At 37.1% G+C, this 16118-nt stretch carries 16 protein-coding genes; 12 read left to right on the forward strand and 4 right to left on the reverse strand.

Translation table 11 applies throughout. The features are described 5' to 3' along the window. Window positions 1–143: GIY-YIG nuclease family protein (locus Q0594_RS01845; protein WP_298729351.1), on the reverse strand; the 143-nt coding region annotated here is incomplete at its 3' end. Beyond that, the gene (locus tag Q0594_RS01850) at window positions 140–904 is read right to left on the reverse strand and encodes a tRNA1(Val) (adenine(37)-N6)-methyltransferase (RefSeq protein ID WP_298729340.1); all 765 of its coding nucleotides are present in this window, start codon (window positions 902–904) and stop codon (window positions 140–142) included. The genes Q0594_RS01845 and Q0594_RS01850, both read right to left, overlap by 4 nt. A 218-nt stretch (window positions 905–1122) precedes the next feature. On the opposite strand from Q0594_RS01850, the gene Q0594_RS01855 reads away from it, so the two are divergent. Genes Q0594_RS01855 through Q0594_RS01865 form a run of 3 tightly spaced genes read left to right on the forward strand, consistent with a single transcriptional unit; the run spans window position 1123 to window position 3202 of the window. Next, on the forward strand, window positions 1123–2562 hold the full coding sequence (locus Q0594_RS01855) for a DUF4097 family beta strand repeat-containing protein (protein ID WP_298729341.1): 1440 nt from the start codon (window positions 1123–1125) through the stop codon (window positions 2560–2562). Window positions 2563–2567: 5 nt separating this feature from the next. Next, window positions 2568–2864, forward strand: coding sequence for a PspC domain-containing protein (locus Q0594_RS01860; protein ID WP_039849196.1), 297 nt, complete (start codon window positions 2568–2570; stop codon window positions 2862–2864). Continuing rightward, on the forward strand, window positions 2864–3202 hold the full coding sequence (locus Q0594_RS01865; protein WP_049554515.1) for a phage holin family protein: 339 nt from the start codon (window positions 2864–2866) through the stop codon (window positions 3200–3202). The genes Q0594_RS01860 and Q0594_RS01865 overlap by 1 nt, the downstream gene beginning before the upstream one ends. Window positions 3203–3245: 43 nt before the next feature. On the opposite strand, the gene Q0594_RS01870 is transcribed toward Q0594_RS01865, so the two are convergent. Together Q0594_RS01870 and Q0594_RS01875 are read right to left on the reverse strand one after the other, a co-directional pair. Next, window positions 3246–3878, reverse strand: a complete 633-nt coding sequence (locus Q0594_RS01870) for a DUF421 domain-containing protein (protein WP_298729342.1) — start codon at window positions 3876–3878, stop codon at window positions 3246–3248. Between the two features lies 1 nt (window position 3879). Further along, on the reverse strand, window positions 3880–4329 hold the full coding sequence (locus Q0594_RS01875; RefSeq protein ID WP_298729343.1) for a DUF3290 domain-containing protein: 450 nt from the start codon (window positions 4327–4329) through the stop codon (window positions 3880–3882). 188 nt (window positions 4330–4517) lie between these two features. On the opposite strand from Q0594_RS01875, the gene hprK reads away from it, so the two are divergent. The 9 genes from hprK to rpmG all read left to right on the forward strand — a co-directional run bounded on the left by hprK (window position 4518) and on the right by rpmG (window position 15642). Next, complete coding sequence (hprK, locus tag Q0594_RS01880; protein WP_298729344.1) at window positions 4518–5447, forward strand: HPr(Ser) kinase/phosphatase; 930 nt, start codon at window positions 4518–4520, stop codon at window positions 5445–5447. Window positions 5448–5460: 13 nt separating this feature from the next. Next, window positions 5461–6318, forward strand: a complete 858-nt coding sequence (gene lgt, locus Q0594_RS01885) for a prolipoprotein diacylglyceryl transferase (RefSeq protein ID WP_298729345.1) — start codon at window positions 5461–5463, stop codon at window positions 6316–6318. Between the two features lie 12 nt (window positions 6319–6330). Then, the gene (locus Q0594_RS01890; protein ID WP_298729346.1) at window positions 6331–7350 is read left to right on the forward strand and encodes an NAD(P)H-dependent glycerol-3-phosphate dehydrogenase; all 1020 of its coding nucleotides are present in this window, start codon (window positions 6331–6333) and stop codon (window positions 7348–7350) included. A gap of 20 nt (window positions 7351–7370) precedes the next feature. Continuing rightward, a complete protein-coding gene (gene galU / locus Q0594_RS01895) occupies window positions 7371–8264 on the forward strand; it encodes a UTP--glucose-1-phosphate uridylyltransferase GalU (RefSeq protein WP_070439150.1) in 894 nt (297 codons plus the stop codon). A 96-nt stretch (window positions 8265–8360) separates the two neighbouring features. After that, a complete protein-coding gene (gene trxB, locus Q0594_RS01900; RefSeq protein WP_298729347.1) occupies window positions 8361–9299 on the forward strand; it encodes a thioredoxin-disulfide reductase in 939 nt (312 codons plus the stop codon). A gap of 160 nt (window positions 9300–9459) precedes the next feature. Continuing rightward, on the forward strand, window positions 9460–9900 hold the full coding sequence (locus Q0594_RS01905; RefSeq protein WP_298729348.1) for a hypothetical protein: 441 nt from the start codon (window positions 9460–9462) through the stop codon (window positions 9898–9900). A gap of 19 nt (window positions 9901–9919) precedes the next feature. Continuing rightward, window positions 9920–10945 carry a branched-chain amino acid aminotransferase gene (locus Q0594_RS01910; protein ID WP_298729349.1) on the forward strand — a complete coding sequence of 342 codons (1026 nt, stop codon included), beginning with the start codon at window positions 9920–9922 and terminating at the stop codon, window positions 10943–10945. Window positions 10946–10984: 39 nt separating this feature from the next. Then, window positions 10985–15385, forward strand: a complete 4401-nt coding sequence (locus tag Q0594_RS01915; RefSeq protein ID WP_298729350.1) for a MucBP domain-containing protein — start codon at window positions 10985–10987, stop codon at window positions 15383–15385. A gap of 104 nt (window positions 15386–15489) precedes the next feature. Continuing rightward, window positions 15490–15642, forward strand: coding sequence for a 50S ribosomal protein L33 (rpmG, locus tag Q0594_RS01920; protein ID WP_005607156.1), 153 nt, complete (start codon window positions 15490–15492; stop codon window positions 15640–15642). Window positions 15643–16118 lie beyond the last annotated feature (476 nt).

Genomic DNA, 16118 nt, shown 5'->3' on the forward strand with positions numbered 1-16118 from the left:
AGTGTGACGGGGGTTCTCATCCTTGTATATTTGGCACCTTTACCAGCATTATGCGTTGCGATTCTTTTTTCTAAATCAACGGTATAACCGGTGTAAAAGGTTTGATCCTTGCAGAGTAGAACATACATATAGAATTGACTCATGCTTTGTCCCCCCAGAGGATACTTCTGATTTTTTCAGTATATTCTTGTTGCTCATTAAAAACTGTAATCGGTGGCAACACCTTGAGTCCTCCTGGAAGGCCGTCCTTCATTAATTCAATAAGGACAATATTGCTTTCCTTTCCTTCTTTCGGGTATACAAATTGAACACGTTTAGCTTCCAATCTGTGCTGTCTTGCTTCTGTTAAGATATCACTCAATCGATCCGGCCTATGAACAAGATAGGCTTTTCCTTTCATCTTCAAGAGCCCAGAAATAGTCGCAAGTAAATCTTCTAGAGGCAAGTGCACTTCATGACGAGCAATCGTATAGGCCTCCTTGAGATTAGTCTGATTGGTTTCTTTGACCTTGAAATAAGGCGGATTGCAAGTAATGAAGTCGACTGAATCTTTTGGGATGATGCCTTTTAAATGTCGAATGTCCTGATGAATAAAGGTAACGCGGTCTTCTAAACCGTTTAGTTGAGTGGTGCGCATCGCCATATCATAGAGTTGTTCTTGAATTTCGACAGCGGTAATGGGATTAGTGGTTTTATGACTGAGTAAAAAAGCCACTGCTCCATTACCTGAGCAAAGGTCCACGATGGTCGCTTTTCGACGCTCTGCGATAGTTGCAAAATCCGCTAGAAGGACTGCATCCAAAGAAAAAGAGAACACTTCACGACTTTGGATAATATCGATATTTTCTTTCTCGAGTCGATCAAGTCGTTCATGCGATTTTAATGTAACGGTCTTCTTTATCAAATTCCTTCCAACTCCTACTATAAACTGTATTCAAAGTGTATCAACAAAATAGCAGTAGCGCAAGATAAAGAAAGAGTGAAGGCTTATTTAGCATACAACTTTAGGTTTAGAGAAGTTTGGGATAAAAATCAACCTTAGGACCTATGTTTTTATTTTTAACTTCCTTTACACTAAGGATGTAATCAAGAAACGCCTAAATTTTAAGGGGGAAGAAAACAATGAACCAAAAAGATAGAATTTTAGAATTAGTAGATAAAGGTATTATTTCAGCAGAAGAAGCAGTGGTCCTTTTAGAAAAAATGGGAGACAAGGCAGTAGAAGAGAAAGAACAACCTACAACGAGTCAATTGGATTCCATTATGGAAGGCGTGGCGAGTGCATTCACTAAGTTTTCAGCAGAAAGTGATCAAACAGACGAAGCCATTCAAACGATTTTAAAACGAACAAAAGAAATTGATCGTCGAATCGACGAAATCAGAACAGCGAGCCAATTAGAATCGTTAACGGTAGATGAAGAAATGGAACTCGTTCGATTGGAAGAAGAAGCGGAGCAATTAAGTAATCAATATAAGAGCTTACTTCAAGAAAAGAAAATGGCTGATGAAAAAATGAAGGCAAAGAAAAAAGAAGAATGGGAAGAAACCATTCAAAAAGCGAAGAAGAAAGTCCAAGAAACTGATTGGGAAGAAAAGACAAGAAAAACAGCAGGAAGTATTACTGCATGGGCTGCAAAATTTACAGATTCAATCGCAACCACTGTTCAATCGGTCATGAACTCTGTAGAAGAAAATAGACCTTATGCCCAAGCAAAAAATGGAAAGAAAGTTCCGTATCATTTCCATCAAGTCATCGATGAAGCAAGTATCCTAGATTTTAAGGTCGCAAATGGAATCTTACGCGTGAAGTCGGTTCCTGGAAATGAAATGACAATTGAAGGAGAATGCCGAGTAGCTTCTCAAGATGAAGAGTATTTCGATGCAGAATCTTATGTTAGAGACCGTGTAAAAGTTGAAGTAGAGGAAGATACCATCTTTATTAAGAGCTTGAGTAAACAAGTTTACTGCGATTGGACCATCTCGTTACCAGAAAAAGAATATGATTATGTTTCGATGAAAGGGTTAAATACAACGCTTCATCTGAAAGAATTAAAAGGGAAAGATTATTACTTAGAAAGTAATAATGGAAATATTTTCCTAAAAGATGTCACAGGGGTTCTATTAGAGTCTGAAATTGTCAACGGGAATCTAAAATATGAACACTTAGATTTTAAAGATATCGTGTCTGAAACGGTAAACGGAAATATTAGCTTAGAAGGAGATTTCCGTGGGGCAAAATTTGAAACGGTAAATGGTAATATTAAAGTAGAAATTACTAGTCCACAAACGAAAAAAGTGGATGTTGAGACAGCGAATGGGAATGTAAAAATTAGTTTAGCCGAAGAATTAGGATTAGAAGCGAATTTAGAAACATCTCTAGGAAGTCTCCACTTTGATGAAACGATCTTTGAAGTTATTAAACAAAGAAAAGATTTAACAGAAAGAACAGCAGTGATTTGTAAGCAAAAAGAATTTATGCCACAAGTAGTTGCAGAAACAACAACTGGTAATATTCATGTAAATCAGCTACAATCAAAGGCAGATAGTAAGAAAGAGGGTTAAATAAAATGAAAAAGTTGAGAAGATCCAGAAATAACCGAATTTTTTGTGGGGTAATGGGAGGAATTGCGGAATACTTTGAAGTAGATCCAACAATTGTCCGTGTTCTATTCTTGATTTTTTGTTGGACAGGTTTTCCAATTTTCCTCTATATATTACTTGCTATCATAATTCCAGAAGGGGGTTCTGAGTATCGTCGTCGCAATCGACAAGATACTTACTACTATACTTCTAGAAATAATCGTCCTCGTAAAACTGCTCGAAAAGTAGAAGATGAGGATAATGATGATTGGAGTGATTTTTAGTGTCATTTACTAAAAAAATTGCCATTAATACATTAGGATTTTTGGTAATTGCATGGTTTGTTCCACAATTTATCGTTACAAACTGGGTAGCAGCGCTTATTGCAAGTATCGTCCTTGCGGTACTAAACCTATTTGTTAAACCGATTCTATTCCTTTTAACATTACCAGTAACGATTGTAACGTTTGGATGCTTTAGCTTTGTGTTAAATGCGATGATGTTAAGTATTACATCATGGTTTGTCGGACCGGGATTCTCATTTTCAAGTCCGCTGATTACCTTAGTGGTGAGCATTCTATTAACGATTTTCCAACGCTTTGTTGAAAATCTAACAGATTAATGCAACAAAAAAGCGCCTGTATAGGCGCTTTTTTTGCATTAAACTAATATTTTACAATCATCAATTGACCGTTATTGTATTCAGCAAGGAATACTTCAGAAGGGTCTTGAATATCTTGCGCTGCCAGGCGTTCTGTCACCCATTCCTCAGTTTTATCAATAACTTCTAAAATGTTATATTGAATAACTCCATCTGTAATAAGAGGATATTTTGGATTTTCCTCTCCAGCTTTTGTGAGAATGAGTTGTCCGTTTTGTTCTAAGATAGCACTTTTTACATCGCGAATGGAGTAGACTCCTTGTGCACGTAATTTAAAGGCTACTTCTTGTGCCGTTAGTCCTGCTAAACGAACATTTTCAACATCAATTTTTCCTTGTTTAATTAATTGTAACGGTTCTCCGTCAATCATTTTTTTCACTTTGCTGTTGTTTGTTTTTACCCACCGGAGGGATAATACTAAAGCAAACCATATTAATAGAATGATGCAGTATTGTAAGATGCTAATGGAAGGATTATAAATTACACCCCCGATAATGCCCCCGAGTACATAGTTTTGAACTTGATCGCTGGCAGATGTAGGAGCCAAATTCCCCTTCCCTGTATAGTTAATAACAACGATTAATGATAATAGCCCAAGAGCAAGCTTAATTACGACGTCGATATATGAAAAATTCAACTTATTCAGCCTCCTTTATGGTGATTTTCGGATTTTGAATCTCCATTTTTTCGAGTAAATAATGTTCGGGACTATCCCCGCTAAGCACCCGGTAAAACTGGTCGCCTACCTTTACAATAGCTCCGTCCTTTGCAGCTTCAGTGTTAATATAAATGTCTTCTTTATTGACCTGTAAATCCGCGGCAATTGTTTCAACAAAACGAAGCGCTCCAGAATATTGGTTTTCTGAATTTTTAGAGTTCTGTAAGTCAGAAATTTTAGAACCAGCCAGTATTAGAATACCAATCACTGCAATTAAAGCTAACTCGCGGAACTTTGTATCTTGTTTGTTTTTAAAGTATCGATAAAGCGCAATTGCTAAAATGGCAATGACAAAAAGAATTAATCCTAGTTGAATATAGTCAATTTGTTGCACTTTACTTTTTAAAAAATCATATGAATAAAAGACCATGTTACATCCTCCTTTATGAAACTGAAAATTATTATATAGAAAAGACTAGAAAATTCAAAAACATTGCTTCTTTAAAAGGCTATTTTTAGTTTCAAAATTCAATACGGAATTGTTAATTAAATTTAAAACCATACAAGAAAGCGCTAAAATATGGTATAGTAAAAAGGAATGAAGAAAAGAGGGATGTTATGAAACCTGTTACGGTTCAAGAGTTAATCAAAAATATTCACTTAAAACCAATCCATGGAGAAAAATACTTAGATCGACCGATTACTACAAGTGAAATTTCAAGACCGGGATTAGAATTAGCCGGCTATTTTAATTTTTACCCAGCAGAAAGAATTCAATTATTGGGGCGAACTGAAACGTCCTTTGCGCAGGAGATGGATTCTCAATCGAGATATGAAGTGATGGAGCTCTTATGTACGCCAGATACGCCATGTTTTATTATTTCTCGTAAATTAGAGCCCCCTAAAGAGCTTATTGAAGCTGCGGAAAAAGCACAAATTCCTATTTTACAAGCTTCTTCTAAAACGACCCAGGTTTCTAGTAGTGTGACAAACTTCTTAGAAGGTAGACTGGCTGAAAGATTTTCCATGCATGGTGTATTATTAGACGTTTTTGGCATTGGATTACTCATTACTGGTGAAAGTGGAGTCGGTAAATCAGAAACGGCTTTGGAATTAGTTCAAAAAGGACATCGTCTTGTTGCGGATGACCGTGTAGAACTGTATCAATATGATGAATTAACCTTAATAGGAGAAGCACCAGAGATTTTAAATAACTTGATTGAAATTCGTGGTGTCGGGATTGTCGATGTGATGACTTTATTTGGTGCAGGAGCCATTTTAGATTCTAAACAAGTAGACTTAGTGGTTCATCTCGAAAATTGGACGCCTGAAAAGAGATATGATCGATTAGGTGGAAATATGGAAAACGTCGAAATTTTAGGAGTTGAAATTCCTAAAATTCGTATTCCAGTGAAGACAGGTCGAAATGTATCGATTATTCTTGAAGTAGCCTGTATGAACTTTCGTGCAAAGAAAATGGGCTTTGATGCTACAGAAAACTTTACCAATCGATTATCTAAATTGATTGAAGAAAATAAAGAGGTTTAGGAGTAAACAGTAAATGAATGTATTAGAAATGGCTTTGACTATTAATCCAATTGCTTTTGAAATTGGAGGATTACAAGTACGATGGTATGGCATTATTATTGCGTTTGGAATCTATTTAGCAACAACTTTAGCAGATAGGGAAGCTACCAGAAAAGGCTATCGCAAAGATTTTATAATTGATTTGGTATTCTGGGCAGTCCCACTCGGATTTGTTGGAGCAAGATTGTATTACATTCTTTTTGAATGGCAATATTATTTAGCAAATCCAGCCGAAATTATTCAAATTTGGCACGGAGGTATTGCAATTTACGGTGGAGTGATTGCAGGGGCAGCAACAGTATATTGGTTTGCTAAAAAAGAGAAAGTTTCTTTTGCGTTACTTCTTGATATTTTAGCTCCTGTTGTATTGTTGGCCCAGGCAATTGGTCGCTGGGGGAACTTCACGAATCAAGAAGCTCATGGAGAAGTTACAACCCGTGCTTTCTTAGAAGGATTGCATTTACCAAACTTCATCATTGAACAGATGAATATCAAAGGAGCATATTATCAACCAACGTTCTTATATGAATCGCTTTGGTCGTTTGTCGGAGTTCTTATTTTATTCTACCTTCGTAGACGTAAAGGGGTGAAAGTAGGAGAAATAGCGGCTGGTTACTTAATCTGGTATTCATTTGGTCGTTTCTTTATTGAAGGAATGCGTACAGATAGCCTCTGGATGTTTAACGTCATCAGAATTTCTCAACTGGTTTCAATCGTATTATTCCTATTAGGAATTGGTCTAATTGTTGTAAGAAGACGTCGAGTGCCAGCACTTCCGGATTATGTCTCTATCGATAATCCACAATCTCCAATATTATTTGGAAAAGTGTAAAGGAGTTTTGATATGAAAAAAATCGCCATTTTAGGAGCCGGTTCTTGGGGGACTGCATTAGCGATGGTTCTAGCAGAAAACCAACATGAAGCTCGCCTATGGGGGAATAATGAAGCTCAAATTAAAGAAATTAATGAGCGACATACAAATGAACATTTCTTACCAGGGGTTTTCTTAGATCCTTCGATTAGAGGTTATTTAGATTTAGCAGAAGTGGTAAAAGATGTGGATGCGATTTTATTCGTACTTCCAACAAAAGCGATTCGTTTAGTTGCGAAACAATTAAATGGCTTGCTAGAAAATAAACCAATGATTATTCATGCAAGTAAAGGGCTAGAGCAGGAAACGTATAAACGTATTTCAGAAATTTTAGCAGAAGAATTGGACCGTGATCGCTACGAGGATATCGTAGTGTTATCCGGACCAAGTCATGCAGAAGAAGTTTCTAGACGCGATATTACTACGATTACTGCTGCGTGTGAAAATATAGAGTCTGCAAAATACGTACAAAAATTATTCAGCAATTCATTTTTCCGTGTATATACGAATACCGATTGCGTCGGAGTTGAAATGGGAGCGGCATTAAAGAATGTCATTGCTGTTGGAGCAGGTGCTCTTCATGGTCTAGGATACGGGGATAATGCAAAAGCGGCCTTGATGACACGAGGTTTAACAGAAATCAGTCGTCTTGGAGTTGCCTTTGGAGCAGATCCGCTAACTTTTATTGGACTTAGTGGGGTAGGAGACTTAATTGTCACTTGTACGAGTATTCATTCTCGTAACTGGAGATGTGGGGATCAAATTGGGAAAGGAATTCCACTCCCAACCATTCTAGAAAATATGGGAATGGTTGTAGAAGGGGTAGAAACCTGTAAAGCGGTATATGCACTGGCAAAAGAAAAAAATATTGAAATGCCAATTACTACCGCCGTTTATAATGTGTTATATAACGGACATGATGTTCGCAAAGAAATTCAATGCCTAATGGGGCGTGAATACAAATCAGAAGCATCCATCAAAGAACACCAATAAGCTGATCGGAGGACAAACAGATGCAAAAAGTGAGAAAAGCGGTCATTCCAGCTGCAGGACTTGGAACTCGTTTCCTGCCAGCAACAAAAGCTATGGCAAAGGAAATGTTACCAATCGTGGATAAACCTACGATTCAATATATTGTAGAGGAAGCTCTAGCATCAGGAATTGAAGATATTTTAATTGTTACTGGTAAGAGTAAACGTCCAATCGAGGATCATTTTGACTCAAACATCGAATTAGAGTCAAACCTTGAAGCCAAAGGAAAGAAAGAGTTATTAGAACTTGTTCAAGAAACAACAGGAATTAACTTGTACTTTGTTCGTCAATCGTATCCAAAAGGATTAGGGGATGCAGTGCTTCAAGCGAAAGCATTTGTCGGTGGAGAGCCATTCGTCATTATGCTTGGAGATGATATTATGCGAGATGAAGTACCTTTAACAAAACAATTGATTGAAGGCTACGAAAGAACTCATGCTTCAAATATTGCTGTGATGGAAGTTCCTCATGAAGAAACTTATAAATACGGAATTATCGATCCAGAAAGTGAAGTAGAAGATGGATTGTACAATGTTCGTCGTTTCGTTGAAAAACCAAAACCTGAAGAAGCACCAAGTAATTTAGCCATTATCGGTCGCTACTTATTAACACCAGAAATTTTTGAAATTTTAGAAAAGCAAGAACCTGGTGCAGGTGGAGAAGTTCAATTAACAGATGCGATTGATACATTGAACTTAACGCAAAGAGTATTTGCTAAGCAATTTAAAGGTGAACGTTTTGATGTGGGGGATAAGTTTGGATTCATGAAGACGAGTATTGAATTCGGATTGGAACATCCAGAAATCAAAGATAGCTTAAAAGAATACGTAATCGCATTAGGAAAGAAACTAGAAGGAAATACTAGTGAGCAATAAAGTTGCCCAATTGATGTTCGTATTTTAAACTGAAATGGAAGGAGAGCGTTGGACTATGTCTCAGCGCTCTTAGTTTATACAAAAGGAGAATCTCTGATGGAAGAAAGAACAATTTATGATGTAGTCATTATCGGAAGTGGCCCTGGTGGGATGACAGCGGCACTTTACACTTCTCGTGCGAATTTAAAAACGTTAATCTTAGAAAAAGGTGTTCCTGGAGGAGAATTATTAAATACTTCAGATGTAGAAAATTACCCTGGTTTCCCTACAATTTCTGGGCCAGAATTAGCGGACAATATGTATAAAGGTGCGATGCAATTCGGCGCAGAATATGCTTATGGCCAAGTGTCAAAAATTGAACTAGACGGAGACGTTAAAGTGATTACTGCTGGTAAGAAAACTTACTATGCATATGCAGTAGTGATTGCGACCGGTTCCTATCACCGTAAATTAGACGTTCCTGGTGAAGAAGAATATGCCGGACGTGGGGTTTCTTACTGTGCTGTTTGTGATGGAGCGTTCTTCAAAGATAAGAAAATCTTCGTGATTGGTGGAGGAGACTCAGCGGTTGAAGAAGGAACTTATTTGACGCAATTTGGGAAAAGCGTGACTATCGTTCATCGTCGCGATCAATTACGTGCACAAAAAGTATTACAAGACCGTGCATTCGCCAATGAAAAAATCGACTTTTTATGGAATTCAACCGTTGAAGAATTCGTAGGAGACGGTTCTAAAATCATAGGTGTTCGAGTAAAAGATGTAAATACAGGTGAAGTAACTACTCATGAAGCAGATGGAGTCTTCATCTATGTCGGTTTATTACCTGTTTCAGATCCATTCAAAGACTTAAACATCACAGATGCTGAAGGTTGGATTGTCACTAACGAGCAAATGGAAACGTCTATTCCTGGCATCTTTGCGGTTGGGGATGTTCGTCAAAAAACATTACGCCAAATTACAACAGCTGTTGGAGACGGCGGACAAGCAGGACATATGGTCTATAATTATGTGGAAGAAATTAAAGAAAAACAATAATATTCACCCAAGCTACCACTTATAAAATAGTCTGTTTTTTAATATAATTACAATAATGTAAAATGTATACTTTTTAAAAAAATATGATAAAATCATATAAAAATTATGATAAAGAGGTGAAAGATAGTGTCTGTATGAACAAAAAATCACAAAAGGATTAGTGATTACCATTTTGGGATTATCACTAATAGCTTGTACACACAGGCCAGAACAAACTACAAACAATTCTGAACCAGGAGTTCAAATTTCCAACAATCAATCGTCAACCACTCAAGCTAAGTCAGAGAATAAAGTAGATAATACAACAAAAGCCCCATCAAACACGGAGTCTCCTAAGGTTGAAACAACTACTGTGGAAAAGAAGAATGGGAATGAAATTGCTAAACAAACGATTGCGGAGATTGAAAAAAGAAAGAGAGTAGTTCTAAATCAGAATTATGACATTATTATTCAAGCTCAAACAAGCGATACCATCGATTTACAAATTCGACATGGAAAGCGTTCATCTACATCCATTTTTGACTTTTTTAGATATCATTCAAAGGACCATAAATTAGAAGAGATGGATATTATTACTGGGGAATACAAAGTGGTAGAATAATCTAGAAAGGAGGAACAATATGACAAATACAGTGAATCTAGATTGGAATAATTTAGGATTTGATTATATTAAGACAGACTTACGCTTCATCAGCTATTACAAAGATGGACAGTGGGATGGAGGTGCATTGATTGAAGACAATGTATTAAAGGTTGACGAAGCTGCAACTGCACTTCACTATGGACAACAATGTTTCGAAGGGTTAAAAGCATACCGTTGTAAAGATGGCAGCATTAACTTATTCCGTGTGGATCAAAATGCGGCTCGTATGGCACGTTCTTGTCGTCGATTACTCATGCCAGAATTCCCTGAAGAACGCTTTGTAGAAGCTGTGAAAAAAGTGGTGAAGGCAAACGAACAATGGCTACCACCATATGGAACTGGAGGAAGCTTATATATCCGTCCATTTATGATTGGGGTAGGAAACAATGTAGCGGTTCGTCCAGCAACGGAATATATTTTCTCAATCTTTGTAATGCCAGTAGGAGCTTATTTCAAAGGTGGATTAACTCCAACAAACTTCATCGTTTCTGAATACGACCGTGCAGCACACGTTGGTACAGGGGCTGCTAAAGTCGGCGGGAACTATGCGGCAAGCTTACTTCCTGGTAAAGAAGCCAAAGAACGTCATTTCAGTGACTGTATTTATCTTGATCCATTAACACATACAAAGATTGAAGAGGTAGGAGCTGCAAACTTCTTCGGAATTACAAAAGATAATCAATTTATTACGCCATACTCTCCATCTATCTTACCAAGTATTACGAAATATTCATTACTATGGTTAGCAGAACACCGTTTAGGAATGACTGTAAAAGAAGCAGATGTGTATGTCGATCAATTAGATATTTTTGCTGAAGCAGGAGCCTGCGGTACAGCTGCAGTTATTTCTCCAGTAGGCGGAATTCAAAATGGAGATGACTTCCATGTGTTCTATTCAGAAACAGAAGTTGGACCAGTCACAAGACGTTTATATGATGAATTAGTAGGAATTCAGTATGGGGACGTAGAAGCTCCAGAAGGTTGGATTCAGAAAGTAGAATAAGTGAAGATTATTTTTTAGAAAAAAGGAGATATTATTTTTATGAATTTTAAAAATAATGGGAATGAGAAGCAAAGATTCTCGCTTCGAAAGTTAAATTGTGGCTTAGTATCTGTATTAGTAGGGATGGCCTTTTTTGGGCCGGTAGCATTCTCTATCGAAGCAGATGGTGAGAAGTCAGCAACAACTGAAACAGTAGTTCAAAAAAGCGCTCAACAAACCACACAAGACCAGAATATTGTTGAGACAACGACTCGTTCTGAAACGACAGAAGAAGTAACTACAACAAGTCAAACAGAAGAGACTCAAGAAACAAAAATAAGGGCTAAAAGATCTGCGGAGGAAGGTAGTAAATCGAAAGCCGATGGATTTACGTTAACGGTAAAGAGCCCGTCTCATCCAGACCATATCATTACGAATAATGGACAAAAAATTCAGTCTGTAATCACAATTGGTGCGACGGCTCCGAAGTTTTTAAGTCCGAATGCGGAGCTTCGTATGAAGTATTGGAGTAATGACCCGCATGAGATTATTAATTTATGGATCCCTTCAAATACGGAAGGGCAAAGACTTTTTTATTTAAATGCTCCGAGTCCAATGGATAAAGTAAAAGATCCAACAGTGATGTATACAGGGAAAATTAGTGTAGGTGAATTGAAATCAGGAAGCGCCATCTCTATTAACAATACGGTAGTTGCTAAATTTCTTTCACAGGGGCAAACATACAATGTAACGTATGAATTAGTAGATAATGATGAAGTGATCACAAGCGTTACAGAGACGTTTACGGCAAAACTTCCAGATCCTCAATTTTTAGCGAAAAAGTATACTCAAACAGAATATTTAACCAGTTTTGATAGTAATGGGAAAGTGAGAAATTCAGCTCCACTTCCATTCTCAGTTGTGCAGCACGAAAATTATAATACGGGATTAATTGAAAAGGTTACTTTAACCGTTCCAGAAGGATTTAAGATTACCGAAGATTCTAAGAAAAATGGATGGAAACAAGTTGGGAATACGGTCGTTCGTGATCATTATTATTATGATGCGGATGTAATTCCGAATTCTAGTTTTGGTAGAGCTAACTTAGGTGAGGGATACGCTAAGATGGAAAGTTTTTACACTAATGTGTACACTTCAGGTTTGTCCTTTGATACTTCTGCTTATGGAACTGTAGAGGAACTTAGTTCTCCTTCGGGAAAAACTTGGACAATTACATCCAGAGTAGATACTCTTGATGAAATGGGATATAAAACTTCTCAAACGTTTGACACATCAGGTGTTTTACGCGCACAAGATTCTGAAAATAGTGTAGCTAGTGCATCTGTTACTTCCTATGTTAATGATTTAAAAGAATATAATGCATCTGATAGGTATCCTACGGAAGATTTTTATAGGGATGAAATTATTATGGATGAGGACGATTATGCTTCAGGAAAGTCTAAGGAGCTCTCCGATATTGTAATCAAGTTTGATGAAAAGAAAACTGTTGGAAAATATAGAGCAATTTTTCATGAAATTCAAGGGATAGATGTGAATTTAGCTGCTTTAAAATATGATGAAGCTACTTTCGATGTGTATTCATTAGATGACCCCACTCAAAAAATTACGAGTGTTCATTTATTTAAATACACGAATTTAACATTGCCGGAAAATATTTCGGGGATTATTTTAAGACCAACAGGAAAAATGACGCAATTATCGGCTGCACAAGCAAAAGGGTTAAGAATTTTTACACGATTCCAACCAACGAGTGAAGCAGATTTACCGTCTAAAGCACCAGTTGCGCTGTTTCATACGATTTCGATGGGAGATGGAAAGGACACTTCTATTACAAGATACCAACGTGAAGAAATAGTTTTTCATACACAACACTATTGGGGAACGGATATAACCAATTCCTCAACGCCATTTACCTCTCAACAAATTGCGATTGAAGCATCCAATTATAAGGACAATTCCAATAGATTAGTTAAATTAAAATATGATGATGTTGTAGACAAAGCAAATGCCATGGTGACATTTTCAGTTCCACCTGAACTTACGATGACTCTTAAAACTGGAGAAACGCTGTCTGGTGGAACGTATACTAGATTACTTAGTGATTTTGTGGAAAATGGATTTGATGCGAATCTTGTTTGGAGATTTGATTTCCAACTAAAACCGACAAGCCCAGATGTGAAAGATGGTCGCTATGATTTATATTGGTATTTAACATGGGGAACTGCGAATGAAGAAGTTAAAGAAAATACTTACGGAAAATATCCGATTCCTGGAGATGAGGAAACAACAAAAAACGTAAAAACTTATACGATTTCAAATAATTTAATGTTTGGTTCTCAAACAAGAGTTTCTAATAAAACTGGCTATTACACTTCTGATAAAGCAGATGTGGAAACAGATGTTGATTTTACAATCCAAACCACTTTAATCAACACATTTGATTCTTCTCTTACTGGAGGAATTGGAATTCAATACTTACCTAGAAAAGGTATTGAAAATTCAACTTATGATGTACTGTTAACAGGTCCAGTAACTCCAGCTCCTGAATTTAAAGTACAGTATACAGTTGATACACCGACAAGAGATCGTTCTCAAGATAATGACCAGCTTACTTGGACGGATTCTGTTTCAGATTATTCCAAGGTGACCGCTGTAAGGTTTGTGCAAACTGGATCTACATTCCCGAACTATAATGATTTCTATTTGCCCGTGAAGACGACTGATCCATTGAAAGTGGAGGATGTCGCATATACTCAAGTAGGACTGAAAGCGACACAGTTTGAGAAGTTCATCATGTCAAATCCAATACAAATGACACCACGAATTTGGACAGAAGATTTTGTGCTTATCGATAAGAATGGAAATAAGCTTTGGAATCTAGCGCAACAAAAGACAGCTACTAAGAAATTCGTGGCTTTCACGGATGAAGAGTTCCCAGGAGTCCGTTATATTCGTTCATCAGAGTATTCTAGTGGCAATGTAATTCATTTCTATGTACCAACAGGTTCTGTAAAAGTGAATTATCAAGACGAAGCGGGAAATCCGATAAAGGACTCTGTAGTAGATACACTGAATGCTCCCGAAGGAAACCTATATGATACAACAGAACATAAACTACCTCTGATTAAGACTGATGAAGGTAAGTTGTATGATTTGTTGCCGGATGCCACCAAAGGGACTGAAAAAGGGGAAGTCGAAAAAGGTGAAACTGAAGTTACTTATGTCTATAAAGAACGCGCTAAAGGGGAAGTCGTTGTTAAATATGTCATTGAAGGGACTTCAAACGAGATTAAAGACGCTGTTACAGATACATCCTCTACTTATATTTCAGACGAGAACGGAACTGTAGCGACGTATGACACGACAGATCATAAGCCATCGACTATTACAAAAGATGGAAAAGAATATCAGCTCGTTGATAAAGTTGTTCCAAACGAAAAAGGAAACTTAACGGAAGGAACAACAACCATTACGTATGAATACAAATTAGTCACAGGAACTGTGACAGTGAAGTATGAAGATGAAAATGGTCAACCGATAAAAGAGGATAATGTCATCACTCCAGCAGACACTCCGAAAGGGACACCATATGATACGACTCCAAATCGAGATCAAGAAATTGTTGCTAAAGATGGAAAGACTTATGAATTATCTAGTGAGACTCCTAAAGAGGGTGCGGATAAAATCTCTGGCATTGTCCTTAAGGGAAATACTGATGTCACTTATGTTTATCGTGAAGTGAAAACTTCCATTACTATTCAATATGTAGACGAGGATGGAAATATTCTTCAAGATAAGGTTGAGAAAAAAGAACTTTCTACTGGGGAAAAATATGATACTACATCTGATAAGCCAGTAACGATTACAAAAGATGGCATACTGTACACGCTTATTCCGACGAAAACTCAAGGAGAAGAGACTGGAACTACGACGAAAAAACCTATCGAAGTGACTTATGTATATCACAAGACAATGACGACTTGGGTGGATACGAATGGAAAAGAGTTACGTCCTTCTAAAGATGGTCAACATCCAGATACAAAAGGTACACATCTTCCAGGATACAAGCTGGTGTCAACAACAACGAAAGAGAACGGCGATGTTGTGAACGTATACCGTCAATTGACAACGATTTGGGTGGATACAGATAATAATGTATTAAAACCTAAAGAAGATGGTGAAAAAGAGCAAGGAAATATTGAAGGATATGATTATGTGAAAACGGTAGTGGATGACGATGGGAATAGAACTCATATTTTCAAGAAGCATTTGGAAGAAACTACAAATTCGCAATCTTCAAATCTTACAAGCTCTAATGAAGAATTGCCAAATACAGGAACTGGGGGCGATAGTGTATTCTTTGGTTCTGCCGCCATTAGTGCGTTAATGGGATTAGGCCTTCTGAAATCGCGTAAAAAAGAAGAGGAAGAAGGAAAATAAAAATCATTGGTATTGTGAATTGACAAAGCGAACATCATTTGTTAGTATATACGAGTGTGAAACTCAATGAGTTAATGAAATAAATTGAATGAGAGGTGTCATCCATGCGTATCAACATTTTATTAGAATGTGCTGAAACAGGTGAACGTTTATACTTAACAAGCAAAAACAAACGTAACAATCCAGAGCGTTTAGAATTAAAAAAATATTCTCCAAAATTACGTAAACACGTTGTCTTCAAAGAAACTAAAAAATAATTTTGGGAAATTCCAAAGAGTTAGGCTGCTGCCTAACTCTTTTTTGTGCTTTGATAAAGAGACCGCAGGTCTTTAATGAATCATTTGGGTCTCTATAGTTGCTACAATAGCTGTACCGGCGTGAGCCTTGGGTCTCACTACCTATCGAGCCTCAAATTAGGAGTAAGGAATCAATTCCTAACTCCTACTAATTCGCATCGATTACACTCGCTATTGTCGCTACTATGGACCAAATGATTCTTCAGACCTGCTTGTATAAAAAATGTTATGGAGTGCGTAATTCTTTGAATTTCGCATTTTTGTTTCTTTGGCCAAAGTGTTTAGTAATTTTGCTTCAGGGGAACGGAAACAAGTCTATGTGTGCTTCGTACGGGTTGAAAAAACTTTAGGTCATATATAAATCATTTGGGTCTCTATAGTAGCTACAATAGCTGTACCGGCGTGAGCCTTGGGTCTCACTACCTATCGAGCCTCAA

The sequence above is a fragment of the uncultured Granulicatella sp. genome, assembly GCF_938030755.1.
Taxonomy (GTDB): Bacteria; Bacillota; Bacilli; order Lactobacillales; family Aerococcaceae; genus Granulicatella.

Bases quoted from the DNA above. Each gene is read 5' to 3' on its own strand.
- rpmG (WP_005607156.1), top strand. From the start codon at position 15,490: ATGCGTATCAACATTTTATTAGAATGTGCTGAAACAGGTGAACGTTTA.
- Q0594_RS01910 (WP_298729349.1), top strand. From the start codon at position 9,920: ATGACAAATACAGTGAATCTAGATTGGAATAATTTAGGATTTGATTAT.
- Q0594_RS01860 (WP_039849196.1), top strand. From the start codon at position 2,568: ATGAAAAAGTTGAGAAGATCCAGAAATAACCGAATTTTTTGTGGGGTA.
- lgt (WP_298729345.1), top strand. From the start codon at position 5,461: ATGAATGTATTAGAAATGGCTTTGACTATTAATCCAATTGCTTTTGAA.
- Q0594_RS01875 (WP_298729343.1), bottom strand. From the start codon at position 4,329: ATGGTCTTTTATTCATATGATTTTTTAAAAAGTAAAGTGCAACAAATT.
- hprK (WP_298729344.1), top strand. From the start codon at position 4,518: ATGAAACCTGTTACGGTTCAAGAGTTAATCAAAAATATTCACTTAAAA.
- Q0594_RS01890 (WP_298729346.1), top strand. From the start codon at position 6,331: ATGAAAAAAATCGCCATTTTAGGAGCCGGTTCTTGGGGGACTGCATTA.
- galU (WP_070439150.1), top strand. From the start codon at position 7,371: ATGCAAAAAGTGAGAAAAGCGGTCATTCCAGCTGCAGGACTTGGAACT.
- Q0594_RS01855 (WP_298729341.1), top strand. From the start codon at position 1,123: ATGAACCAAAAAGATAGAATTTTAGAATTAGTAGATAAAGGTATTATT.
- Q0594_RS01915 (WP_298729350.1), top strand. From the start codon at position 10,985: ATGAATTTTAAAAATAATGGGAATGAGAAGCAAAGATTCTCGCTTCGA.
- trxB (WP_298729347.1), top strand. From the start codon at position 8,361: ATGGAAGAAAGAACAATTTATGATGTAGTCATTATCGGAAGTGGCCCT.